This is a genomic window from Pseudomonas sp. VD-NE ins (genome assembly GCF_031882575.1).
Taxonomy (GTDB): Bacteria; Pseudomonadota; Gammaproteobacteria; order Pseudomonadales; family Pseudomonadaceae; genus Aquipseudomonas; species Aquipseudomonas fluorescens_BZ.
On record NZ_CP134772.1, the window covers coordinates 1,000,228 to 1,025,046 of the forward strand.

Genomic DNA, 24,819 nt, shown 5'->3' on the forward strand with positions numbered 1-24,819 from the left:
CGACCTCGTGAGTCGTGCCTGCGGATACTTATGCAGGGGCCATACCCATTGCAAGATCCAGAGTGACTGCCGGCCTCAAAGCGTGGCACGAACGTACCTTAATGTCGCATCTGTATAACTTCTGACGCATTTGACCGTTTGCGGGTGGTTTTTACGGTGCAAATGAAGCCCCAAAACGGTGCGCTGGTCACGTTGTGCGCGCCGCCTTGGGGCTCGGTGTTACTTATTTATACCCACGCCATAGAAGGGGGTCAGACCGAACGGGCTGATCCTGAAGTCAGTGACTTCCTTGCGCAGCGGCTGGAACACCGTGGAGTTGGCAATTGGTGTGATCGGCACCTGCTGTTTAAGGATCAGTTGCGCCTGCTGATACAGTTTTACCCGTTGTTCCTTGTCGGTGGATAACTTGGCCTGCTGGACCAGTTTGTCGTAGGCCGGATCGCACCATTTGGCGTAGTTGCTGCCTTTTACCGCCACGCAGCTGTAGAGCACGCCAAGCCAGTTGTCGGGGTCACCGTTGTCACCTGTCCAACCATAGATCATCGCGTCGTGCTCGCCATTTTTCGCGCGTTTGATGTACTCGCCCCATTCATAGCTGACGATGTTGGCCTTGATGCCGATCTTCTCCCAATCCTGCTGGATCATCTGCGCCGACATCCGCGCATTCGGGTTCGACGCACGTTGCACTGTCATCGCCCAAAGGTTGATGGTTGTACCCGGCGCAACCCCTGCTTCTTTCAGTAGCACCCGCGCTTTGACCGGGTCGTAGGGAGCGTCCTTGATATTCGGGTCATACGACCATTGCGCTGGCGGCAAGGCGTTTTGCGCCAACTGGCCGGCGCTTTGGTAAACGGCTTTGATGATCGCCGGTTTATCGATGGCCATGTCCAGCGCCTGCCGAACCTTGAGCTGGTCGAGTGGTGCGTGGGTGGTGTTGTAGGCGAGGAAGCCGAGGTTGAAGCCGGCCTGCTTGAGCACGCGCAGGTTCGGGTCTTTTTCCATCACATCGATGTCGGCCGGGCGCGGGTAGCCGCTGACCTGGCATTCGCCGGCCTTGAGTTTTTGCAGGCGTACGGCGGCGTCGGGGGTGATCGAGAAGATCAGGTTGTCGATCTTCACGTCTTCGGGTTTCCAATAGGCCGTGTTGGCGGCGTAGCGGATTTGCGAATCCTTTTGGTAGCGCTTGAACACGAATGGGCCGGTGCCGATCGGCTTCTGGTTGAGGTCGGCGGCTTTGCCTTCTTTCAACAGTTGGGCGGCGTATTCGGCTGATTGCACCGAGGCGAAGCTCATGGCGAGGTTTTGCACGAACGCGGCGTCGACGTTGTTGAGGTTGAAGCGCACGGTTTGCTCGTCGAGTTTTTCTACCGATTTGATTGTGGTGTTGAGGCCCATGTCAGTGAAGTACGGGGATTCGGCGGGGTAGGCCTTGCGGAAGGCGTTGTCCGGGTCGAGGAGGCGCTGGAAGGTGAAGAGCACGTCGTCGGCGTTGAAGTCGCGGGTGGGTTTGAAGTAGTCGGTGGTGTGGAATTTTACGTTTTGGCGCAGGTGGAAGGTGTATTGCAGGCCATCCGGGGAAATGTCCCATTTGGTTGCCAGGCCGGGTTCGATGTCGGTGCCGCCGCGCTGGAATTGGGTGAGGCGGTTGAAGACGGTTTCGGCGGAGGCGTCGAAGTCGGTGCCGCTGGTGTATTGGCTGGGGTCGAAGCCTGCGGGGCTGGCTTCGGAGCAGTAGACCAGGGTTGTGGCGGCGTTGGCGATTGGGGCTATGGTTGTTAGTGCGAGGGAGATCAAGAGCGGTTTTAGGGTGGATCTTGGCATGGGGTCCCCGGGGAATCGGCGGTGGTAATCGTGGAAGAGTAGCTGGGGCGGGGGTGTTGGCGGAAATATCGTTTTTCCTGTTGAAGTGTCTGTCTCGGTATATCTAGCACTTGTGTGTATATCCGTTGCTGCGGTGATGGCGGCTTAGGGTTCCGCCCTTACGGCGGGTCACTTTTTACAAACGCCTAAAAAGTAACCAAAAACGCTTGCTCCTACGTACGGCCCGCTCGCTGGGGCTCGGGGTTCCTTCGCTCCGGGATCGATCCGGGCGCAGCGTCTCCGGTTTGCTTCGCTGCACCTACTCCCGCTGTGTTTGGCTTCGCCAAACGGTCGCTGCGCTCCCACGCCCGGATCAATCCCTCCACTCAGCCTTCCGACGTCGCTCGTGGATCAAGATCAAAAGCTGCAGCCGAGCTAACGCTCATCCTGTTGAGTGGTGAAGAGCGCGGGTGTTCGGCTTTTGTTTTGTGGTGGATTTGCCCCTCACCCCAGCCCTCTCCCGAGGGAGAGGGAGCCGATTTTTGGGCATTTCAAAATCTGAGTTCGACTCGGTATTTCACGTCGGCGTAGCTCGCCCAAACACCTCGGTCAGTCCCCTCTCCCTCCGGGAGAGGGTTAGGGTGAGGGGCTTTTGATCTACTTCAGAATCTGAGTTCGACTCGGTATTTCACGTCGGCGTAGCTCGCCCAAACACCTCGGTCAGTCCCCTCTCCCTCCGGGAGAGGGTTAGGGTGAGGGGCTTTTGATCTGTTTCAGAATCTGAGTTCGACTCGGTATTTCACGTCGGCGTATCTCTCGCAATCACCTCGGTCAGTCCCCTCTCCCTTTGGGAGAGGGCTAGGGTGAGGGTTTGCTTTTGACTGTTTAAATCTGTGTCAGATAACCAGAACCTTCCCACAATGTTTTCAGGTTGTCCGTCGGACGTCGGCTCTCTAGGCTCTGGTTGTCGCTGAATGTTCAGTGATCGGGTGTGAGAACCCGCCGAGCTTGAAACTAGCACCAGTAAGACCATAATTGCGGCCGGTTTATTAGCCGTCGCAATGCCTTATGGCGGCTGTGTGCGGGCAGACTTCGGTCTGGCCGGTTTTCTGCTCACCGGTTTCTCACTCCGCACATAGCTGCCACCCTTTGCCACGTGAGAAATGGCCAAGGGCGGCTCGAATGACGAGCAGATTTTCATGAAAGATAAAATTGTCCCCGATCCACCTATCGATCCCACATCCCCACTCGAAGACGCCATCCGCGCCGACGACCAGATCAAAACCCGCGAAGCCATCAAGCGCGCCCTGGATTTCTACCTCAGCCCTGACCCGGTCAAGCCCCGGCAGCCCAGCACGATGTTCCTGATCCAGCCGAATATCGACACCGAAAGCCTGCTGGCCCATGCCTGTGAGTCACTGGCGTCGGCGAACACGTTAACCGGTAACTTTGCCGATCAGTTGGGCCGGCCTGAGCGCAATACGGCGTTGGCGATTCAGCAGATCATCATGCTGGCCGAGTTGGCGGTGAACCGGGCGCTGGATCGGGTTGATCCGCAGAGCTGAGACCGCGTTATCGTTCATCGCGAGCGGGCTCGCTCCCACATTGGAATGCGTCCAACCTGTGGGAGCGAGCCTGCTCGCGAAGGCGGCGGATCGTTCGCTACAAATCCCGGGCACAAAAAAACCGCCGACCCTTCACCGATCGGCGGCTTTTTATTCAGCCCAGATCAAATCACTGCATCAACACTTCAATCGAGCCATCCGCCGTCATGCTGACCTGGCTGGTGCCGGCTTCAACTTCCGGGGTCACCGGCGCTGAATCCATTGCCGCCGCTTTCATCATCATCGGTGCGCGCAGGTACGGTTGTGGATAACCGTTGCTGTTGAGGTTCAGGTTGACGATTTTGTAGCCCTTGCCGCCCAGTGCATCGGTGGCCAGTTGGGCGCGGGCCTTGAAGGCGGTCACGGCTTCTTTGAGCAACTGGTCTTCACTGGATTTGCGGGTCGGGTCGGCGATGGCGAAGTCCATGCCGCCCATTTTCAGATCGCCCAGCAGTTCGCCGGTGAGTTTGGACAGGGCGGCGAAGTCGGAGCTTTCCAGGCGCAATTCGGCGCGTTCACGCCAGCCGGTGATCTTCTGGCCTTTGGTGTCGTAGATCGGGTAGCTGTTGCGGCTACCCTGGCGCAGGGTGATGTCTTTGACTTGCTTGGCCTGGGCCAGGGCCTTGTTCATGGTGGTGCTGATGTCGGCGGCCAGTTTGGCCGGGTCGGTGTTTTGTTCTTCGGTGTAGAGGGTGACGATCATCAGGTCGCGGGCGACTTCCGTGCTGACTTCGGCGCGCAGGGAAATCTGGTTGTAGTGCAGCTCATCGGCGGCCAGGGCCGGAAGGCTGGCGATGCTGCCGACGGTCAGGGCGAGAAGGGCGGCGCTGCGGCGAAATGTGTGCATGAAAGCTCCTTGATGAGGGCGCAGGTGATGGTTCGGGGGCCTGCGTGAAACCATCAGACTCTATAAAGCAGCTTCAAGTTGCAAGCGTCGAGCTGCAAGCTAAAAGCTTTTACTTATAGCTTGCAGCTCGAAACTTGCAGCTTTGTGCAGTGTGGTCGTTTGCCGCACTTTCGCCTCTCAAGCCCGCGGCTTGGTTATACTCCGTGCGATCCGCCTGGAGCGCTCATCAGGAGAGCTCATGCTCGCCCCCGTACAACTGACATCCGCCACTCGCCAGAACCTCTGGCGGCTGACTTTCATCCGCACCTTGGTGCTTGGCGCGCAGGCCGGTTCCGTGGGCCTGGCCTACTGGCTGCAACTGCTGCCGTTGCCGTGGGTGCAACTGGCGATGACCCTCGGCTGCTCGACGCTGCTCTGCGTGTTCACCGCCGTGCGTTTGCGCACTTCGTGGCCGGTGACCGAACTCGAGTATGCGTTGCAACTGGCCTGTGATCTGGTGATTCACAGTGCGCTGCTGTACTTCTCCGGTGGTTCGACCAACCCGTTTGTTTCCTATTATCTGGTGCCGCTGACCATCGCCGCTGTGACGCTGCCGTGGCGCTATTCGGTGATCCTGTCCGGCATCGCGCTGGCGCTGTACACGGTGATGCTGACGCGTTTCTATCCGCTGGAAACCCTGCCGGTCGCTCGCGAGAACCTGCAGATCTACGGCATGTGGCTGAGCTTCGCCCTGGCCGCTGCGGTGATCACCTTCTTTGCGGCACGCATGGCCGAAGAGTTGCGCCGTCAGGAAGAATTGCGCGCGATCCGCCGCGAAGAAGGCCTGCGCGATCAGCAATTGCTGGCCGTCGCCACCCAGGCCGCTGGCGCTGCCCATGAACTGGGTACGCCGCTGGCAACCATGAGCGTATTGCTCAAGGAAATGCAGCAAGATCATCCCGATCCGATGCTGCAGGACGATCTGAAAGTGCTGCAGGATCAAGTCAAACTCTGCAAAGAGACCTTGCAGCAACTGGTCCGTGCCGCCGAGGCCAATCGTCGTCTGGCCGTGGAGATGCAGGACGTCACCGACTGGCTCGACGAAGCGTTGAACCGCTGGCACCTGATGCGTCCGGAGGCCAGTTATCGCTTCCACCGTCTCGGCCAAGGCACGGTGCCGCGAATGGCGCCGCCGCCGGACCTGACTCAGGCGCTGTTGAATCTGCTCAACAATGCCGCCGACGCCTGCCCGGAAAATCTCAAAGTGACCCTGGACTGGGACGTCGAGAACCTGACCATCAGTATTCGTGACCACGGCGCCGGTGTGCCGCTGGCCATCGCCGAGCAGATCGGCAAACCGTTTTTTACCACCAAGGGCAAAGGTTTCGGCCTGGGCCTGTTTTTGAGCAAGGCCAGCGTGACACGCGCCGGCGGTTCAGTGAAACTCTATAGTCATGAGGAAGGCGGCACGCTCACCGAGCTGCGCCTGCCCCACGGCGCCCGAGGAGACCAACATGAGTGACGAAATCCAAGTCGAAGGCGAAGAACTGCCGCATTTGCTGCTGGTCGACGACGACGCGACCTTCACCCGAGTCATGGCCCGTGCCATGGCTCGCCGTGGCTTTCGCGTCAGCACCGCCGGTTCCGCCGAAGAAGGCCTGACCATCGCCCAGGCCGATCTGCCTGATTACGCCGCGCTCGACCTGAAAATGGACGGCGACTCCGGTCTGGTGCTGCTGCCCAAACTGCTGGAGCTGGACCCGGAAATGCGCGTGGTGATCCTCACCGGTTATTCGAGCATTGCCACTGCGGTCGAAGCGATCAAGCGCGGCGCCTGCAACTACCTGTGCAAACCCGCCGACGCTGACGACGTACTGGCTGCGTTGCTGTCCGAACACGCCGACCTCGACAGTCTGGTGCCGGAAAACCCGATGTCGGTTGACCGCCTGCAATGGGAGCACATCCAGCGTGTGCTCACCGAGCACGAAGGCAACATCTCCGCCACTGCCCGCGCCTTGGGCATGCACCGCCGCACCCTGCAGCGCAAACTGCAGAAGCGCCCGGTTCGTCGCTGAACCTGCGCTGAACGACTATCGCCAGCCCTCGCGATAAAACGCACCGATCATCTATGATCGGTGCGTGTCTGTTCTTTTCTATATCGAGCCTTTTCCATGAATCAGAACGCTGAATACTCCGCGGTCAACGATGCCGTGCGCGGGCAATTTTTTCGCAAAGTGTGGGCGATGATCACGCCTTATTGGCGCAGTGAGGAGAAGGTCAAGGCCTGGACGCTGCTGATTGCAGTGATCGCACTCTCGCTGGTCAGCGTGGGCATCTCGGTGTGGTTCAACACTTGGTACAAGGATTTTTACAACGCGCTGCAAAAGAAGGATGAAGCGGCGTTCTGGAATCTGATTCTGTACTTTTGTGTAATCGCGGCCGTGGCGATTGTCGGTGCCGTGTACAGACAATATCTGACGCAGATGCTGACGATTCGCTGGCGGGCCTGGCTCACCGAAAAGCATTTCTCGCGTTGGCTTGCCGACAAGAATTACTACCAGCTGGAGCAGGGCGGTTACACCGATAACCCGGACCAGCGGATTTCCGAAGACCTCAACAACTTCACCTCCAACACCCTCGAACTGGGTATCGGGCTGCTGCGCAATATCGTCAGTCTGGTGTCATTCTCGATCATTCTCTGGGGCGTGTCGGGCAGCATCGAACTTTATGGCATCACCATTCCCGGCTACATGTTCTGGTGTGTGCTGGTGTATGCGGTGGTTGGCAGTTGGCTGACGCATTTGATTGGTCGTCGCTTGATCGGTCTGAACAACCAACAACAACGTTTCGAAGCCGACCTGCGTTTTTCCATGGTGCGGATTCGCGAGAATGCCGAAAGCATTGCGTTGTACAACGGAGAGCCGAACGAAAATCGTCGTCTGAGCGCCCGCTTCGGCAATGTCTGGCACAACTTCTGGGACATCATGAAAGTGTCCAAGCGCCTGACATTCTTCACCGCCGGTTACAGCCAGGCAGCGATCATTTTCCCGTTCATCGTGGCTTCGCCGCGTTACCTTGCCGGCAAGATCGAGCTGGGTGAGCTGATGCAGATCAGCTCGGCATTCGGCAACGTCCAGGAAAGTTTTAGCTGGTTCATCAGTGCGTACCAGAGCCTCGCTTCCTGGCGCGCCACCTGTGATCGTCTGCTGAGTTTCCGTCAGGCCATGACCGACAACGAAGAGCGCATCCCGGCGATCGATGTGCAGAATCAGGGCAGCGAATTGAAGGTGCACAACCTCGGTCTGGATCTGGCCGACGGTCGTCATCTGCTGACCAATGCCGACATGACTGTGGAACCGGGTGAGCGGGTGATGATCAGCGGCCGCTCCGGCAGCGGCAAGTCGACGCTGCTGCGGGCGATGGGACATTTGTGGCCGGCAGGGCACGGCAACATCCGATTGCCGGCGGCGCGTTATCTGTTCCTGCCGCAAAAGCCGTATCTGCCGATCGGCACTCTGCGCGAGGCATTGAGTTATCCACAACCGGCTGACACCTACGCGTCGGAGCGTTATGCACAAGTGCTGGAAATCTGCCGCTTGCCGCATCTGGTCGCGCGGCTGGACGAGGCCAATCACTGGCAACGCATGCTCTCGCCGGGCGAGCAGCAACGTTTGGCCTTCGCTCGCGCAATGCTTTACGCGCCGCAATGGCTGTACATGGACGAAGCGACTTCAGCGATGGACGAGGAAGACGAAGCGACGCTGTATCAGGCACTGATCGATCAGTTGCCGGGGTTGAGCATTGTCAGCGTCGGCCATCGCAGCAGTCTGAAACGCTTCCATCCACGGCACGTGCGGATCGACAGCGGCCATTTGGTTGAACAAACCGTGACTGCCTGATCAATACACATCTCATGTGGGAGCTGGCAAGCCAGCTCCCACAGGTTTTGTATGGAAATGGAAAGTGATCGTACAACCCGCTTGAGCTATGATGCCCACAAGCCGAATTTTCGAGACTAGATGCACACCATGGAAAACCTGATTGACACCCCGCGCCTCCCACGTAAGCGCCGCAGCCTGGCCCAGGAACTGGTGACGGTGCTGAGCGAGCAGATCCGCGATGGCCTGCTCAAGCGCGGTGACAAACTGCCTACCGAGTCGGCAATCATGGAAGCCCATGGCGTCAGCCGCACCGTGGTGCGCGAGGCGATTTCCCGTTTGCAGGCTGCCGGCCAGGTGGAAACACGCCATGGCATCGGCACTTTCGTACTCGACACGCCAAGCCCGAGCGGTTTCCGTATCGACCCGGCCACCGTCGTCACCCTGCGTGACGTACTGGCCATCCTTGAATTGCGCATCAGCCTCGAAGTCGAGTCTGCCGGCCTTGCTGCACAACGCCGCAGCGCCGAGCAACTGGCAACCATGCGCGCCGCCCTCGATGCGCTCAACGAAAGCGCCGCCCACGCCAGCGATGCTGTGGCTTCGGACTTCGCCTTCCACCTGGAAATCGCGCTGTCCACTGGCAACCGCTACTTCACCGACATCATGACCCACTTGGGCACCAGCATCATTCCGCGTACGCGGCTGAACTCGGCGCGACTGGCCCATGATGATCAGCAGCACTACATGAGCCGCCTGAGCCGTGAGCACGAAGAAATCTACGACGCGATTGCCCGTCAGGATTCCGATGCAGCGCGTGCCGCGATGCGGCTGCACCTGACCAACAGTCGTGAAAGACTGCGCCAGGCCCATGAAGAGGCGCAGGCGCAGCGGGGTTAAGTCATCAAGCCTCGATCCGCAACGTCAACGCGAGCGAAGACGGCTCCATGCTCGACTCATCGCAAAACTTGTAGCGCAGTTCAACGTCCGTATTCAGATACGGACGCAGCACCTCTTTAGGCAACTGCAATTCGATCCCCGTCAGTTTCTCCATCTCGTCTTCAGCGTCGTCCCAAGTACCCGTGTCGACTTCTTCGCCCGCCCAATCGGGTTGCTCAGGGTCGTTGCCGAGAATGGCGTAGACGCTCCAGTTCGCCGCAAAATCGCTGGAGTCCGGGACTTGTACGATCAATATATCGGGCAGCTGCGATAGCTGAAGAGTGAGGGTGTCGGAGGACGAAGCGGCAATGTGTGAAAGGGTCGGGGCAGTGTAACAGGTGGACATTTCGGTTTCCTTCGAGTGGTCCGCCACGATCCTTCGTGGCAGTCGTCGCACCTTACCCGGCGTTTGTCCAACGCTCAGTAAACGAATCTTGACCAGACATTTCCGCGCTAAAACCCTTTAAACACGGGCTTTTGCGACGCGTCCTGGCAAGCCTTAAACAGTTTTGTCCGACAAAAAAACACCCACAACGATGAAATGCAGTTGACGGTTATTATTTAAGTTGTACGATGACCTACAACTTCAGCGAAGGCTGAACGGACCAATCACAAAAACGTTGCTACCAGGGTGTTCGAATAATGAATCCACAAGAACTGAAGTCCATCCTCTCTGCCGGCCTGCTGTCTTTCCCGGTGACCGATTTCAACGCGCAGGGCGATTTCAACCGCGCGGGCTACATCAAACGCCTGGAATGGCTGGCTCCGTATGGCGCTTCAGCCTTGTTCGCCGCCGGCGGCACCGGTGAGTTCTTCTCCCTGGCCGCCAGCGAATACTCGGAAATCATCAAGACTGCCGTCGACACCTGCGAAACCAGCGTGCCGATTCTGGCCGGCGTCGGCGGTTCGACCCGTCAGGCCATCGAATACGCTCAGGAAGCCGAGCGTCTGGGCGCCAAAGGTCTGTTGCTGCTGCCGCACTACCTGACCGAAGCGAGCCAGGACGGTGTTGCCGCTCACGTTGAAGCCGTGTGTAAATCGGTCAACATTGGCGTGGTCGTTTACAACCGCAACGTTTGCCGCTTGACCGCGCCGCTGCTGGAACGTCTGGCCGAGCGCTGCCCGAACCTGATCGGTTACAAGGATGGTCTGGGCGATATCGAGTTGATGGTGTCGATCCGTCGCCGCCTCGGTGATCGCTTCAGCTACCTGGGTGGTCTGCCGACCGCCGAAGTCTATGCCGCTGCCTACAAGGCGCTGGGCGTGCCGGTCTACTCTTCGGCGGTGTTCAACTTCATCCCGAAAACCGCGATGGACTTCTACCACGCGATCGCCCGTGAAGATCACACCACCGTCGGCAAGATCATCGACGACTTCTTCCTGCCGTACCTCGACATCCGCAACCGCAAGGCCGGTTACGCCGTGAGCATCGTCAAGGCAGGCGCGAAAATCGCTGGCTATGACGCAGGCCCGGTGCGGGCGCCGCTGACCGACCTGACCGGTGAAGAGTACGAAATGCTCGCCGCGCTGATCGACAAGCAAGGTGCGCAGTAACACCCGACAAAAACGCGGCCGCTGAGTAATCAGCGGCTTTTTGCGTAAAGGCTTTTAGTTTTGAGGGCTGCCCCTGTGACAAATGCAAAACGCTACGACAACTACATCAACGGCGAATGGGTTGCCGGTGCCGACTATTCGGCCAACATCAACCCATCCGAACTGAGCGACACCATCGGTGACTACGCCAAGGCTGATCTGACCCAGGTTCACGCCGCCATCGACGCCGCCCGCGCAGCATTCCCGGCGTATTCGACTTCGGGTATTCAGGCCCGTCACGATTCGCTGGATAAAGTCGGTACGGAAATTCTCGCTCGTCGCGAAGAGCTCGGCACCCTGCTGGCCCGGGAAGAGGGCAAGACCCTGCCCGAAGCCATCGGCGAAGTGACCCGCGCCGGTAACATTTTCAAGTTCTTCGCCGGCGAATGCCTGCGCTTGTCCGGCGACTACGTGCCGTCGGTGCGCCCGGGCGTCAACGTTGAAGTGACTCGCGAAGCACTGGGTGTGGTCGGTCTGATCACCCCGTGGAACTTCCCGATCGCCATTCCTGCATGGAAAATCGCCCCGGCGCTGGCCTACGGCAACTGCGTGGTGTTGAAGCCGGCCGATCTGGTGCCGGGCTGCGCGTGGGCACTGGCGGAAATCATCTCCCGCGCAGGCTTCCCGGCCGGCGTGTTCAACCTGGTGATGGGCAGCGGTCGCGTGGTTGGCGATGCGCTGGTGCAGAGCCCGAAAGTCGACGGCATCAGCTTCACCGGTTCGGTCGGTGTGGGTCGGCAGATCGCGGTCAACTGCGTGTCGCGCCAGGCCAAGGTTCAGCTGGAAATGGGCGGCAAGAACCCGCAGATCATTCTCGACGACGCCGACCTCAAGCAAGCGGTCGAGCTGTCGGTGCAGAGCGCGTTCTACTCCACCGGTCAGCGTTGCACCGCGTCGAGCCGTTTGATCGTCACCGCCGGGATTCATGACAAGTTCGTTGAAGCCATGGCCGAGCGCATGAAGTCGATCAAGGTCGGCCACGCACTGAAATCCGGCACCGACATCGGTCCAGTGGTTTCCCAGGCGCAGCTTGAACAGGACATGAAGTACATCGATATCGGCCAGTCCGAAGGTGCGCGTCTGGTCAGCGGCGGAGGCTTGGTGACCTGCGACACCGAGGGTTACTTCCTCGCGCCAACCCTGTTTGCCGACAGTGAAGCGTCGATGCGCATCAGCCGCGAAGAGATCTTCGGCCCGGTGGCCAACATCGTTCGCGTGGCTGACTACGACGCAGCGCTGGCGATGGCCAACGACACCGAGTTCGGGCTGTCGGCGGGTATTGCAACCACCTCGTTGAAGTACGCCAACCACTTCAAGCGTCACTCGCAGGCCGGGATGGTGATGGTCAACCTGCCGACCGCTGGCGTGGATTACCACGTTCCGTTCGGTGGCCGTAAGGGTTCATCCTATGGATCACGTGAGCAAGGCCGCTATGCGCAAGAGTTTTACACGGTCGTGAAGACCAGCTACATCGGTTCCTGATAAGGCAATACCCCTGTAGGAGCAGCCTGCGGCAGCTCCTACAGGGAATACATGCAAGACCAAAGAAGATTCACCCGCGCATAAAAATAATCAGTGGGAGTACATCTACATGCAATCGTCCAAGCCGACTCACGTCCGCTATTTGATCCTGCTCATGCTGTTTCTGGTGACCACGATCAACTACGCCGACCGCGCCACGATCGCCATCGCCGGCTCCAGCCTGCAAAAAGATCTGGGCATCGACGCAGTCACCCTCGGCTACATCTTCTCCGCATTCGGTTGGGCCTACGTGGCCGGGCAAATTCCCGGTGGCTGGCTGCTCGATCGCTTCGGCTCGAAAAAAGTCTATGCGCTGAGCATTTTCACCTGGTCGCTGTTCACCGTGCTGCAAGGCTTTGTCGGTGAATTCGGTATGTCCACGGCGATCGTCGCGCTGTTCATGCTGCGCTTCCTGGTCGGTCTGGCTGAAGCGCCTTCCTTCCCCGGCAACGCGCGCATCGTCGCCGCTTGGTTCCCGACCGCTGAACGCGGCACCGCTTCGGCGATCTTCAACTCGGCGCAATACTTTGCCACCGTGTTGTTCGCACCGCTGATGGGCTGGATCGTGTACTCCTTCGGTTGGGAACACGTGTTCATTGTCATGGGCGTGTTCGGCATCGTCTTCTCGGGCATCTGGCTGAAGGTTATCCACAGCCCGCGCCAACACCCGCTGGCCAACGAAGCCGAAGTGCAGTTCATTGCCGACAACGGCGGCATGGTCGACATGGACGTCAAGCAAGGCAAAAAGGCTGATGGCCCGAAATGGGATTACATCCGCCAGTTGCTGACCAACCGCATGATGCTTGGCGTGTATCTGGGTCAATACTGCATCAACGGCATCACCTATTTCTTTCTGACCTGGTTCCCGGTGTACCTGGTGCAAGAGCGTGGCATGACCATTCTCAAGGCCGGTTTCATCGCCTCGTTGCCGGCAATCTGCGGCTTCATCGGCGGCGTGCTCGGCGGGGTGATTTCCGATTACCTGCTGCGCAAGGGCCACTCGCTGACCTTCGCTCGTAAAGCACCGATCATCGCTGGCCTGCTGGTTTCCAGCAGTATCGTGGCCTGCAACTATGTCGATGTGGAGTGGATGGTGGTTGGCTTCATGGCTCTGGCCTTCTTCGGCAAAGGCGTTGGCGCACTGGGCTGGGCGGTGGTTTCCGACACCTCGCCAAAACAGATCGCCGGTCTGAGCGGTGGCCTGTTCAACACCTTCGGCAACATCGCTTCGATTACCACGCCGATCGTGATTGGCTACATCATCAGCTCCACCGGTTCGTTCAAGTGGGCGCTGGTGTTTGTCGGTGCCAACGCACTGGTGGCGGTGTTCAGCTACCTGGTCATCGTCGGCCCGATCAAACGTGTGGTACTCAAAGAACCGCCAACCAACGGCGGTACTGAAGCCACCGGTAAATTGTCTCAAGCGCATTCCTGAGGAGCGGCGTCATGCAGTTGATTGAACATTCCGACTCGCCGCGCCACATCCGCCTGCACGAGCGGGACAATGTGGTGGTAGTGGTCAACGACCAGGGCGCACCGGCCGGCACTGAATTTGCCGATGGCCTGGTGACGCTGGAATTTGTGCCGCAGAGCCACAAGGTCACCCTTGAAGACATTCCCGAGGGCGGCCGGGTGATTCGCTACGGTCAGGTGATTGGCTACGCGTTGCAGCCGATTCGCCGTGGCAGTTGGGTCAAGGAAGATCAACTGCGCATGCCGACCGCGCCGCCGCTGGACAGCCTCCCGCTGTCCACCGAGGTGCCGGACGCACAGGCACCGCTGGAAGGTTTCACCTTCGAGGGTTATCGCAACGCCGACGGCACCGTCGGCACGCGCAATATTCTTGGCATCACCACCACGGTGCAGTGCGTCACCGGCGTGCTTGATCACGCGGTGAAACGCATCAAGGAAGAACTGCTGCCGAAGTACCCGCATGTCGATGACGTGGTGGCGCTGACTCACAGTTACGGCTGCGGCGTGGCGATTACCGCCACCGACGCCTACATCCCGATTCGCACCGTGCGCAATCTGGCGCGTAACCCGAACCTCGGTGGTGAAGCGTTGGTGATCAGTCTGGGCTGCGAGAAATTGCAGGCCGGGCAGGTGATGCATGAGGACGATGCGTCGGTGGATCTCAGCGATCCGTGGCTGTATCGCTTGCAGGATTCCAGTCACGGTTTTACCGAGATGATCGAGCAGATCATGGCGCTGGCCGAAGTCCGACTGAAGAAGCTCGACCAGCGCCGTCGCGAAACCGTGCCGGCATCCGAGCTGATCCTGGGTATGCAGTGCGGCGGCAGCGATGCGTTTTCCGGGATCACCGCCAACCCGGCGCTGGGCTACGCCTCGGACTTGCTGCTGCGCGCTGGGGCGACGGTGATGTTTTCCGAAGTCACCGAAGTGCGTGATGCGATTTATTTGCTGACTTCACGGGCCGAAAGCAAAACCGTTGCCGAGGAATTGGTGCGTGAGATGGACTGGTACGACCGTTACCTGGCCAAGGGTGAAGCGGATCGTAGCGCCAATACCACGCCGGGCAACAAGAAGGGCGGGTTGTCGAACATTGTCGAGAAGTCGCTGGGCTCTATCGTCAAATCGGGCAGCAGCGCGATCAATGGCGTGCTTGGCCCGGGTGAGCGTTTCAAGCAGAAGGGTTTGATTTTCTGTGCGACGCCGGCGAGTGACTTTGTCTGCGGGACATTGCAGTTGGCGGCGGGGATGAACCTGCATGTGTTCACTACCGGGCGTGGCACGCCATACGGTTTGGCGATGGCGCCGGTGGTGAAGGTTTCGACGCGTACGGAGCTGGCGCAGCGTTGGCCGGATCTGATCGACATCGACGCCGGGCGGATTGCTACCGGGCGCGCGACCATCGAGGAATTGGGTTGGGAGTTGTTTCACTACTATCTGGATGTTGCCAGCGGCAAACAGCAGACGTGGGCGGAGAAGCACAAGTTGCATAACGACATTACGTTGTTTAACCCGGCGCCGATTACCTGATGGTTTTGGGGGTAGGTCAAAAGCTACCCTCACCCCAGCCCTCTCCCGGAGGGAGAGGGGGCCGACCGAGGTGTCTGGCGCTGTACATCGACCTGAAATACCGAGTTGATTATGGATTCAACGAGGTCATTTCAGGTCGATGGATTTCTGCAATATTCCCCGGTCAGTCCCCTCTCCCTCGGGGAGAGGGCTAGGGTGAGGGGCCGACCGGGTTGTCTTACGCTGGACATCGACCTGACAAATCGGGTCGATTATGGATTCAGCGAGGTCATTTCAGGTCGATGGATTTCTGCAATATTCCCCGGTCAGTCCCCTCTCCCTCCGGGAGAGGGCTAGGGTGAGGGGCTTTTGCTTTATCATTGCCCCCTAACGACGCTCACCCAAGGCTCCCCGGCATGCTGGCAATTTTCCTCGAAACCCTGAACATCACTGCGCCGGTGTTTGCCATGCTGTTTCTCGGTGTGCTGCTCAAGCGCATCGACTGGATCAACGACAATTTCATCCACACCGCCTCCTCGCTGGTGTTCAACGTGACCATGCCGGCGCTGCTGTTCCTCGGCATTCTGCATGCCGACCTGCACGCCGCGTTGCAACCGTCCCTGCTGATCTACTTTTCCCTCGCCACGCTGGTGAGCTTTGCCCTGGCCTGGGGCTGGGCGATTTTCAAATGCCCGCGTGAAGATCGCGGCATCTACACCCAAGGCGCGTTTCGCGGCAATAACGGCGTGATCGGTCTGGCACTGGCGGCGAGCATGTACGGCGATTACGGGATTTCCCTCGGGGCGATTCTCGCGGCGCTGGTGATCCTGTTTTACAACACCCTGTCGACCATCGTGCTGGCGGTGTACAGCCCGGTGATCAAGTCCGATCCATGGAGCATCTGTAAAAGCGTGTTCAGCAATCCGTTGATCATCAGCGTGATTGCGGCGGCGCCGTTTGCCTATTTCAAAATCGGTTTGCCGGGATGGCTGGAGACCTCCGGGCAGTATCTGGCACAGACCACGTTGCCACTGGCGCTGATCTGCATCGGCGGCACGTTGTCGCTGGCGGCGCTGCGCAAGAGCGGTAGCATGGCGCTCAGTTCGAGTCTGGTGAAAATGATCGGTTTGCCGGTGCTGGCAACATTGGGCGCGTGGTTGTGGGGTTTTCGCGGGGCGGAACTGGGGATTCTGTTTTTGTACTTTGGCAGCCCGACGGCGGCGGCAAGTTTTGTCATGGCCCGGGCGGCGCAGGGTAATCATGAACTGGCGGCGGCGATTATCGTGATGACCACATTGATGGCGGCGATTACCACCAATATCGGAATTTTCATTTTGCAGTGGGGTGGGTGGATCTGATTTTGATGTTGTGCTGTTGCTCAGGGCCTCTTCGTCGGAACGCCGCCCGGAGCAGGCTCGCTCCCACATGTGAAATGCAATCCAATGTGGGAGCGAGCCTGCTCGCGAAGGCGTCAGTTCAATCACTCAGGTTTCTGGTAGGTATCGATCACTTCCTGCGCTGCCCGAAACGCATCAATCGCCGCCGGCACGCCGGCATACACCGCACAATGCAGCAGCGCCTCACGAATCTCGTCCACCGTGCAGCCATTGTTCAGCGCACCGCGCACATGGCCTTTCAACTCTTGCGGGCACTTCAACGCGGTCAGCGCGGCAAGGGTGATCAGGCTGCGGGTTTTCAGCGGCAGACCTTCGCGATTCCACACGCCGCCCCAGGCATGTTCATTGACGAAATCCTGCAGCGGCTGGGTGAACTCGGTGGCGTTGCCCAAGGCGCGATCAACAAATGCATCGCCCATTACCTGGCGGCGGACTTCAACCCCGGACTTCTTCGATTCGGTCATGGCACATCCCTCTTGTGGTGTTGGCGGCGCCAGGCGCGGATCGACGTGAACAGCAAAAACGTCAACAGCGTCGGCAAGACATAAAACAGCATCAGCCGCTCCAGCCTGCCGGCCAGCGGCATGCCGGTGGTGAACGACACCACGTGCAGTCCGTAGACCAGATACAAACCGAGCAACAGCAAACCTTCGGCGCGCGTCACGCGGTAGCCGGAATAGAACACCGGCAGGCACAGTGCGGCGACGCCGAGCATCACCGGCAGGTCGAAATCCAGTGCGTTCGGCGATACCGACAGCGGCGTCGGCGCGATCAATGCGGTCAGGCCGAGCACCCCGAGCAGATTGAACAGGTTGGCGCCGATCACGTTGCCGACGGCGATATCGCGTTGCCCGCGCAATGCGGCGATCAACGACGTCGCCAGTTCCGGCAGAGAGGTCCCGACAGCGACAACGGTCAGGCCGATGACCCGCTCGGAAAAGCCTAGATCGGTCGCCACTACAACGGCAGCGTTCAGCAGCAGATGGCCGGCGAACACCAGCATGGTCAGGCCGACCACGATCATCAGCGCACTGCCGAACCAAGAGGTTTGCGCGGTTTCGGCGTGTTCCGTGTGCGGTCGTGCCGAGTGCTGCGACTGGCGAAACAGCAAGCCGAGATACAAGGCCAGTGCAGCTAACAGCAGGATGCCGTCGAAGCGACCAAGCTCTTCGTTCCATGCCAATACGAACACCAGCAGACTGGCGCCGATCATCAGCGGAATATCGAGGCGCACCAATTGCCGCGAAACGCGCAGAGGAATGATCAGCGCCGACAGGCCAAGGGTGACGAGGATGTTGAAGATGCTGCTGCCGACCACGCTGCCAACCGCGATGTCGGGGTTGTGCGCCAATGCGGCCTGCAGGCTGACGGCCATTTGTGGCGCACTGCTGCCGAGGGCGACGATGGTCAAGCCGATGATCAGCGGTCGCACATGCAGGCGTGCTGCCAGGCGCACCGCTGCGCGCACCATCAGTTCGGCGCCGAAGATCAGCAGGCACAGGCCGGCGAGCAGTTCGATCACGCTGATCAGGGGTAAGTCGGCTAATCCGAAAATGGTCCGCGCTCCATCAGTCGTCGAGGGCCTGCACGCGAACCCGCGCGGTGCCGCTGCGCAGCATGCCGAGTTGTTCGGCGGCCTCGCGGGACACGTCGATCAGGCGCCCACGGGTGTGCGGGCCGCGGTCGTTGATGCGAACCACGACAGATTCGTCGTTTTTCAGGTTGGTGACCTTCACCCGCGTGCCGAAGGGGAGCTGGCGGTGGGCGGCGGTCAGGGAATTCTGGTTGAACGCTTCGCCACTGGCGGTGCGTTTACCGTGGTGTTTGGCACCGTAATAAGAGGCGACGCCGGTCTGGTCGTAACCGTGCGGGTCGATGATATCGGTGCTGGCGCAGCCGGCCAGCAAAGAGAGCAGGGCGCAGGCGCCGAGCAGACGTTTCATTCAGATACTCCAAAGTGATCGTTCCCACGCAGAGCGTGGGAACGATCCCCGAGCGCGGGGCCAGAATCAGCCTTCGAGCTTGCTTTTCAGCAGTTCGTTCACTTGCTGCGGGTTGGCTTTGCCTTTCGACGCTTTCATCGCCTGACCCACAAAGAAGCCGAACATCTTGCCGCGTTTGGCTTCATCCGCCGCACGATACTGTTCAACCTGCTCGGCGTTGGCCGCGAGCATTTCGTCCAGCACCGCCGAGATCGCGCCGCTGTCGGTCACTTGCTTCAGGCCGCGTTTTTCGATGATCTCGTCTGCGCTGCCTTCGCCGTTGGCCATCGCTTCGAACACCACTTTGGCAATCTTGCCGGAGATGGTGTTGTCCTTGATGCGCTGCAGCATACCGCCCAACAGCTCAGCGGAAACCGGCGACTCGTCGATGTCCAGGCCTTGCTTGTTGAGCAGGCTGCCCAACTCGACCATCACCCAGTTCGCCGCCAGTTTGGCGTCGCCGCCGATGGCTGCGACTTTCTCGAAGTAGTCGGCTTGCTCACGGCTGGTGGCCAGCACGTTGGCGTCGTACGCCGACAGACCGAACTGGCTCTGGAAGCGCTCGCGTTTTTGCGGTGGCAGTTCCGGCAGGGTGGCGCGCACCTCGCCGAGGAACGACTCTTCGATGACCACCGGCAGCAGGTCCGGATCGGGGAAGTAACGGTAGTCGTTGGCTTCCTCTTTCGAACGCATCGGACGGGTCTCGTCCTTGTTCGGATCGTACAGACGGGTCTGCTGGATGACTTTGCCGCCGTCTTCGATCAGCTCGATCTGACGCTGGATCTCGGAGTTGATCGCCTTCTCGATGAAACGGAACGAGTTGACGTTCTTGATCTCGCAGCGCGTGCCGAACTCAACCTGGCCTTTCGGACGGATCGACACGTTGCAGTCGCAACGCAGCGAGCCTTCGGCCATGTTGCCGTCGCAGATGCCCAGATAACGTACCAACGCGTGGATCGCCTTGACGTAAGCCACGGCTTCCTTGGCGCTGCGCATGTCCGGCTCGGAAACGATTTCCAGCAGCGGCGTGCCGGCACGGTTCAGATCGATGCCGGTGGCACCGTTGAATTCTTCGTGCAGGCTCTTGCCGGCGTCTTCTTCCAGATGCGCGCGGGTAATGCCGACACGTTTGACGGTGCCGTCTTCCAGCGCGATGTCCAGGTGGCCCTTGCCGACGATCGGCAATTCCATCTGGCTGATCTGGTAGCCCTTCGGCAGGTCCGGGTAGAAGTAGTTTTTACGGGCGAACACGTTGTGCTGACCGATCTCGGCGTCAATCGCCAGACCGAACATCACCGCCATACGCACGGCTTCCTGGTTCAGCACCGGCAATACGCCCGGCATGCCCAGGTCAATCAGGCTGGCCTGGGTGTTCGGCTCGGAACCGAATGTGGTGGAACTACCGGAAAAGATTTTCGACCGGGTAGTGAGCTGAGTGTGAATCTCCAGCCCGATCACGACTTCCCATTGCATGTGTGTCTCCTCAGAAGCCGGTTGGGGTGCGGGTGTGCCAGTCAGTGTTCAACTGATACTGGTGCGCAACGTTGAGCAAACGGCCTTCCTGGAAATATGGCGCGAGCAACTGCACGCCCACCGGCAAGCCGTCGACAAAACCGGCCGGCATCGACAGGCCCGGCAGGCCCGCGAGGTTGGCGGTAATGGTGTAGACGTCTTCCAGATAGGCAGCAACCGGGTCGCTGTTCTTGGCGCCGAGTTTCCAGGCCGGGTTCGGCGTGGTTGGGCCGAGGATGATGTCGACTTCATTAAAGGCCGCCATGAAATCGTTCTTCACCAGACGACGGATCTTCTGCGCTTTCAGGTAGTAGGCATCGTAGTAACCGGCGGACAGCGCGTAGGCACCGACCATGATCCGGCGCTGCACTTCCGGGCCGAAGCCTTCGCCACGGGAGCGCTTGTACAGGTCGATCAGGTCTTTCGGTTGCTCGCAGCGATGACCGAAACGCACACCGTCGAAACGCGACAGGTTCGACGAGGCCTCTGCCGGCGCGATCACGTAGTACGCAGGAATCGCGTGCTGCATGTTCGGCAGGCTGATTTCCTTGATCACGGCACCGAGCTTCTGCAGCTCTTTGATGCTGTTCTGGATCAGCTCGGCGATGCGCGGGTCGAGACCGGCGCTGAAGTATTCCTTCGGCACGCCGATGCGCAGGCCTTGCAGCGAGTCGCCGAGGCTGGCGGAGTAATCCGGAACCGGCTCATCGATGCTGGTGGAATCGTTCTGATCGAAGCCAGCCATACCTTGCAACAAAATTGCGCAGTCTTCGGCAGTGCGCGCCAACGGGCCGCCCTGATCAAGGCTGGAGGCGTAAGCGATCATGCCCCAGCGCGAAACGCGACCGTAGGTCGGTTTCAGGCCGGTGAGGTTGGTGAACGCTGCCGGCTGACGGATCGAACCACCGGTGTCGGTGGCGGTTGCCGCTGGCAACAGACGCGCGGCAACTGCCGCCGCCGAACCACCGGAGGAACCGCCAGGCACGTGTTCCAGGTTCCACGGGTTTTTCACCGCGCCGTACCAGCTCGACTCGTTGGCCGAACCCATGGCGAATTCGTCCATGTTGGTTTTGCCCAGAGTCACGGCGCCGGCAGCGGCCAGTTTCGCGACCACGGTAGCGTCGTACGGCGCTTTGAAGTTGTCGAGCATCTTCGAGCCGCAGCTGGTGCGAATGCCCTGGGTGCAGAACAGGTCTTTGTGAGCGATCGGCGCACCGAGCAGGGCGCCGCTCTCACCGTTGGCGCGGCGTGCATCGGCGGCTTTCGCCTGCTCGATGGCCAGCTCTTCGGTGAGGCTGATGAAACTGTTGAGCTGCGGATCGAGCTGGGTGATGCGCGCCAGCAGGACTTTGGTCAGCTCTTCGGAGGAAAACTTTTTATCGGCGAGACCGCGGGCGATCTCGGCCAGAGTCATTTGATGCATTGCAGGCTCTTTCCCTTTAGTCGATGACTTTCGGAACCAGATACAGGCCGTTTTCGACCGCTGGTGCGATGGACTGGTAGGCCTCGCGGTGATTGGTCTCGGTCACAACGTCGGCGCGCAGGCGCTGACTGGCTTCCAGCGGGTGGGCCAGAGGCTCGATTCCGTCGGTATTAACAGCCTGCATTTCGTCGACCAGACCGAGAATGCTGTTGAGGGCGGAAGTAATGTGTGGAAGATCGGCATCATTGAGGCCAAGGCAGGCCAGATGAGCGATTTTTTCCACGTCGGAGCGTTCTAGCGCCATCGGGATTCTCCTGTGGAAAACAGAACGGACGGCGTCCGTGTGTTAGATTGTCGGAACACTACCGCACTTCTACGGTCATAAGGCCGCGATTGTGGGGCTTGGTGCACAGAAAAGCGGCCAATTTAACATATTGGCGCCTTGCCCAAAATCCCTGTCGTTGTTAGAGTTTGCCGCACTTTTTTACCCACGCGTTGCCTAGGGTCCCTTTCCCATGTTCAAGAAACTGCGTGGCATGTTTTCCAGCGATCTTTCCATTGACCTGGGCACTGCCAACACCCTTATTTACGTGCGCGAGCGCGGTATCGTCCTGAATGAGCCATCGGTTGTGGCCATTCGGACACACGGTAACCAGAAAAGTGTCGTTGCTGTCGGCACCGAGGCCAAGCGCATGCTCGGCCGTACGCCTGGCAACATTGCTGCCATTCGTCCGATGAAGGACGGCGTAATCGCCGACTTCAGCGTCTGCGAAAAGATGCTGCAATACTTTATTAACAAGGTTCACGAAAACAGCTTTCTGCAGCCTAGCCCTCGTGTGCTGATCTGCGTTCCATGCAAATCCACCCAGGTTGAGCGTCGCGCCATCCGTGAATCGGCCCTCGGTGCCGGTGCCCGTGAAGTGTTCCTGATCGAAGAGCCAATGGCTGCTGCGATCGGTGCCGGCCTGCCGGTAGAAGAAGCTCGCGGCTCGATGGTCGTGGATATCGGTGGTGGTACCACTGAAATCGCGCTGATCTCCCTTAACGGTGTGGTCTACGCCGAATCCGTCCGCGTGGGCGGCGATCGCTTCGACGAAGCGATCATCACCTACGTGCGTCGTAACTACGGCAGCCTGATCGGTGAATCCACCGCTGAGCGCATCAAGCAGGAAATCGGTACGGCCTACCCGGGCGGCGAAGTTCGCGAAGTCGACGTTCGCGGTCGCAACCTGGCCGAAGGCGTTCCACGCGCATTCACCCTGAACTCCAACGAAGTACTGGAAGCTCTGCAAGAGTCTCTGGCTACTATCGTTCAGGCTGTGAAAAGCGCCCTGGAGCAATCGCCGCCGGAACTGGCTTCCGATATCGCCGAGCGTGGCCTGGTGCTGACCGGTGGTGGCGCGCTGCTGCGTGACCTCGACAAGTTGCTGGCCCAGGAAACCGGTCTGCCAGTGATCGTTGCCGAAGATCCGCTGACCTGTGTTGCTCGCGGCGGTGGCCGTGCATTGGAAATGATGGATAAGCACACCATGGATCTGCTTTCGAGCGAGTAAGTCGCCGATTGCAATACGTGGGTGAGCGCGCAGGCAGCACTTTGCAGTGCTGCCTGTTGGCGTTTATCTTCTGTCAGTCTTCATCCAGGCCGGTTTGATGCCGTATGAATAAACAGAACATTTGCCTGGGAGGAGCGGCTTATTAAACCGCTTTTCGCCAAGGGCCCTTCGTTGGGCGTGCGCCTGTTGGTGCTGGCCGTGCTGTCGGTCGCGCTGATGGTGGTCGATGCCCGCTTCGACCTGCTCAAGCCTGCGCGCAAACAAGCGTCGCTGGTGCTGATGGATGCCTATTGGATCACTGACCTGCCCGGACGGCTGTGGGAAGGGATTTCCAGTCAGTTCGGCAGTCGCACCGAGCTTGTCGCCGAAAACGAAAAACTCAAGACCGAAAACCTGCTGCTGCAGGGCCGCATGCAAAAGCTTGCCGCCCTCACCGAGCAGAACGTTCGGCTGCGCGAGTTGCTCAACTCCTCTGCACTGGTCAACGAAAAGGTCGAAGTGGCCGAGTTGATCGGCATGGACCCCAATCCGTTCACCCATCGCATCATCATCAATAAAGGTGAGCGTGACGGCGTGGTGCTCGGTCAACCGGTGCTCGATGCACGGGGCCTGATGGGGCAGGTGGTCGAATTGATGCCATACACCTCGCGCGTGTTGCTGCTCACTGACAGCACCCACAGCATTCCCGTGCAGGTCAATCGCAACGGGCTGCGGGCCATTGCCAGCGGCACCGGCAACCCTGAGCGCCTGGAGTTGCGCCACGTCGCCGACACGGCCGATATCAAGGAAGGCGATCTGCTGGTCAGCTCCGGCCTTGGTCAGCGTTTCCCGGCAGGCTATCCGGTCGCGACGGTGAAGGAAGTGATCCACGATTCCGGTCAGCCGTTCGCCATCGTTCGCGCCGTACCGACCGCCGCGCTGAACCGCAGCCGCTACATGTTGCTGGTGTTCAGCGACAACCGCACCGCCGAAGAGCGTGCCAACGATGCGGCGCAAGCGCAGGAAAATCTTGATGCTTTTGGCGGCGGCCCGATTATTCCGGCCACTGTGCCGAAAACCGTGACCCCGCCTGCCGCAGCCACTGCGACGCCCGCAACGCCTGCCGCACCGACCGCTGCCGCTAGCGCCACACCGGCCAAACCCGCTGCTGGCAAACCGCCCGCAGCTGCCAAGCCACCGGCAGCGACGCCGGCGGCGGCCAAACCTCCAGCTGCCCAGCCTGCTGCGCGACCTGCGGCCAAACCGCCAGTCAACGCACCAGCGACAACCGGGAGACAAGAATAATGGTCGGGGCTACCGCATCGCGTAACGGCTGGATTGTCTGGCTGACGTTTGTTGTCGGCATACTCCTGAGCGTGTCGCCATTACCGATTTTCATGGAAATCCTGCGCCCGCTATGGCTGGCCTTGCTCCTGACATTCTGGGCCCTGTATATGCCGCACACGGTGGGCATGGTCACGGCGTTTTGCCTGGGCCTGGCCGAAGACGTGCTGCAGGGCGATCTGCTCGGTCAGAACGCGCTGATCCTGACCCTGATCACCTTCCTCGTGCTGTCATTGCAACAACGCTTGCGAATGTTCCCGATGTGGCAGCAGTGCCTGGTGATTCTGGTGATTTTCGGTCTGGCGCAACTGGTGCAATTGTGGCTCAGTGCCTTGACCGGTAACCGTCAGCCTACCCTGGCGCTGGTACTGCCGGCACTGGTCAGCGCCTTGCTCTGGCCTTGGGTCAGCTTTGCCCTACGCGGATTGCGCCGACGCTACAAAATCAATTGAGCCGGTGAAGCAGGGCACTGAACAGGGAGATGTTTTG

Annotated in this window: 22 protein-coding genes; 13 read left to right on the top strand and 9 right to left on the bottom strand. The window is 59.7% G+C overall.

Annotated elements, in window-relative coordinates; translation table 11 throughout:
* Positions 1-219: 219 nt before the first annotated feature.
* A complete protein-coding gene (locus tag RMV17_RS04190; protein ID WP_311885853.1) occupies positions 220-1,821 on the bottom strand; it encodes an ABC transporter substrate-binding protein in 1,602 nt (533 codons plus the stop codon).
* 1,178 nt (positions 1,822-2,999) lie between these two features.
* On the opposite strand from RMV17_RS04190, the gene RMV17_RS04195 reads away from it, so the two are divergent.
* Complete coding sequence (locus tag RMV17_RS04195) at positions 3,000-3,365, top strand: DUF6124 family protein (RefSeq protein WP_311885854.1); 366 nt, start codon at positions 3,000-3,002, stop codon at positions 3,363-3,365.
* A gap of 169 nt (positions 3,366-3,534) precedes the next feature.
* Here the strand turns inward: RMV17_RS04195 and RMV17_RS04200 are convergent, their stop codons facing one another.
* The gene (locus RMV17_RS04200; RefSeq protein WP_108226155.1) at positions 3,535-4,251 is read right to left on the bottom strand and encodes an SIMPL domain-containing protein; all 717 of its coding nucleotides are present in this window, start codon (positions 4,249-4,251) and stop codon (positions 3,535-3,537) included.
* A 238-nt stretch (positions 4,252-4,489) separates the two neighbouring features.
* Between RMV17_RS04200 and RMV17_RS04205 the strand changes: the two genes are divergently transcribed.
* The 4 genes from RMV17_RS04205 to RMV17_RS04220 all read left to right on the top strand — a co-directional run bounded on the left by RMV17_RS04205 (position 4,490) and on the right by RMV17_RS04220 (position 9,008).
* Positions 4,490-5,752, top strand: a complete 1,263-nt coding sequence (locus RMV17_RS04205; protein ID WP_034154453.1) for an ATP-binding protein — start codon at positions 4,490-4,492, stop codon at positions 5,750-5,752.
* Positions 5,745-6,305: a response regulator transcription factor gene (locus tag RMV17_RS04210; protein WP_003221630.1), complete on the top strand. Its 561-nt coding sequence runs from the start codon at positions 5,745-5,747 to the stop codon at positions 6,303-6,305. The genes RMV17_RS04205 and RMV17_RS04210 overlap by 8 nt, the downstream gene beginning before the upstream one ends.
* Before the next feature lie 96 nt (positions 6,306-6,401).
* Positions 6,402-8,129, top strand: coding sequence for an ABC transporter ATP-binding protein/permease (locus RMV17_RS04215; protein ID WP_034154454.1), 1,728 nt, complete (start codon positions 6,402-6,404; stop codon positions 8,127-8,129).
* A gap of 129 nt (positions 8,130-8,258) precedes the next feature.
* The gene (locus RMV17_RS04220) at positions 8,259-9,008 is read left to right on the top strand and encodes a FadR/GntR family transcriptional regulator (protein WP_175559635.1); all 750 of its coding nucleotides are present in this window, start codon (positions 8,259-8,261) and stop codon (positions 9,006-9,008) included.
* 4 nt (positions 9,009-9,012) lie between these two features.
* On the opposite strand, the gene RMV17_RS04225 is transcribed toward RMV17_RS04220, so the two are convergent.
* The gene (locus RMV17_RS04225) at positions 9,013-9,393 is read right to left on the bottom strand and encodes a hypothetical protein (protein WP_034154456.1); all 381 of its coding nucleotides are present in this window, start codon (positions 9,391-9,393) and stop codon (positions 9,013-9,015) included.
* Between the two features lie 296 nt (positions 9,394-9,689).
* On the opposite strand from RMV17_RS04225, the gene kdgD reads away from it, so the two are divergent.
* The 5 genes from kdgD to RMV17_RS04250 all read left to right on the top strand — a co-directional run bounded on the left by kdgD (position 9,690) and on the right by RMV17_RS04250 (position 16,498).
* Positions 9,690-10,601: a 5-dehydro-4-deoxyglucarate dehydratase gene (kdgD, locus tag RMV17_RS04230; protein ID WP_034154457.1), complete on the top strand. Its 912-nt coding sequence runs from the start codon at positions 9,690-9,692 to the stop codon at positions 10,599-10,601.
* Positions 10,602-10,676: 75 nt separating this feature from the next.
* Positions 10,677-12,122 carry an aldehyde dehydrogenase family protein gene (locus tag RMV17_RS04235; RefSeq protein ID WP_034154458.1) on the top strand — a complete coding sequence of 482 codons (1,446 nt, stop codon included), beginning with the start codon at positions 10,677-10,679 and terminating at the stop codon, positions 12,120-12,122.
* 109 nt (positions 12,123-12,231) lie between these two features.
* On the top strand, positions 12,232-13,596 hold the full coding sequence (locus RMV17_RS04240) for an MFS transporter (RefSeq protein WP_034154459.1): 1,365 nt from the start codon (positions 12,232-12,234) through the stop codon (positions 13,594-13,596).
* A gap of 11 nt (positions 13,597-13,607) precedes the next feature.
* Complete coding sequence (garD, locus tag RMV17_RS04245) at positions 13,608-15,161, top strand: galactarate dehydratase (protein WP_311885855.1); 1,554 nt, start codon at positions 13,608-13,610, stop codon at positions 15,159-15,161.
* Positions 15,162-15,556: 395 nt separating this feature from the next.
* Positions 15,557-16,498 carry an AEC family transporter gene (locus tag RMV17_RS04250; RefSeq protein ID WP_311885856.1) on the top strand — a complete coding sequence of 314 codons (942 nt, stop codon included), beginning with the start codon at positions 15,557-15,559 and terminating at the stop codon, positions 16,496-16,498.
* A gap of 122 nt (positions 16,499-16,620) precedes the next feature.
* Here the strand turns inward: RMV17_RS04250 and RMV17_RS04255 are convergent, their stop codons facing one another.
* The 6 genes from RMV17_RS04255 to gatC form a co-directional block, all read right to left on the bottom strand.
* Positions 16,621-17,001, bottom strand: a complete 381-nt coding sequence (locus RMV17_RS04255) for a carboxymuconolactone decarboxylase family protein (RefSeq protein ID WP_016984177.1) — start codon at positions 16,999-17,001, stop codon at positions 16,621-16,623.
* Positions 16,998-18,059, bottom strand: a complete 1,062-nt coding sequence (locus RMV17_RS04260) for a calcium/sodium antiporter (RefSeq protein WP_311885857.1) — start codon at positions 18,057-18,059, stop codon at positions 16,998-17,000. Before RMV17_RS04260 ends, RMV17_RS04255 begins: the two co-directional genes overlap by 4 nt.
* Before the next feature lie 46 nt (positions 18,060-18,105).
* The gene (locus RMV17_RS04265; RefSeq protein WP_034154464.1) at positions 18,106-18,480 is read right to left on the bottom strand and encodes a septal ring lytic transglycosylase RlpA family protein; all 375 of its coding nucleotides are present in this window, start codon (positions 18,478-18,480) and stop codon (positions 18,106-18,108) included.
* Positions 18,481-18,546: 66 nt separating this feature from the next.
* Positions 18,547-19,992, bottom strand: coding sequence for an Asp-tRNA(Asn)/Glu-tRNA(Gln) amidotransferase subunit GatB (gene gatB, locus RMV17_RS04270; RefSeq protein ID WP_007915352.1), 1,446 nt, complete (start codon positions 19,990-19,992; stop codon positions 18,547-18,549).
* Between the two features lie 10 nt (positions 19,993-20,002).
* Positions 20,003-21,454 (bottom strand): Asp-tRNA(Asn)/Glu-tRNA(Gln) amidotransferase subunit GatA, encoded by a 1,452-nt coding sequence (gene gatA / locus RMV17_RS04275; protein WP_095119488.1) that lies wholly within the window; start codon positions 21,452-21,454, stop codon positions 20,003-20,005.
* 16 nt (positions 21,455-21,470) lie between these two features.
* A complete protein-coding gene (gene gatC / locus RMV17_RS04280; protein ID WP_007901429.1) occupies positions 21,471-21,758 on the bottom strand; it encodes an Asp-tRNA(Asn)/Glu-tRNA(Gln) amidotransferase subunit GatC in 288 nt (95 codons plus the stop codon).
* A gap of 211 nt (positions 21,759-21,969) precedes the next feature.
* Here gatC and mreB point away from each other — a divergent pair, with 211 nt between their 5' ends.
* The 3 genes from mreB (at position 21,970) to mreD (ending at position 24,782) form a co-directional block, all read left to right on the top strand.
* Complete coding sequence (gene mreB / locus RMV17_RS04285) at positions 21,970-23,007, top strand: rod shape-determining protein MreB (protein WP_002555108.1); 1,038 nt, start codon at positions 21,970-21,972, stop codon at positions 23,005-23,007.
* Positions 23,008-23,184: 177 nt separating this feature from the next.
* Complete coding sequence (mreC, locus tag RMV17_RS04290; protein WP_311887016.1) at positions 23,185-24,291, top strand: rod shape-determining protein MreC; 1,107 nt, start codon at positions 23,185-23,187, stop codon at positions 24,289-24,291.
* A complete protein-coding gene (gene mreD, locus RMV17_RS04295; RefSeq protein WP_034154468.1) occupies positions 24,291-24,782 on the top strand; it encodes a rod shape-determining protein MreD in 492 nt (163 codons plus the stop codon). Before mreC ends, mreD begins: the two co-directional genes overlap by 1 nt.
* Positions 24,783-24,819: the final 37 nt, after the last annotated feature.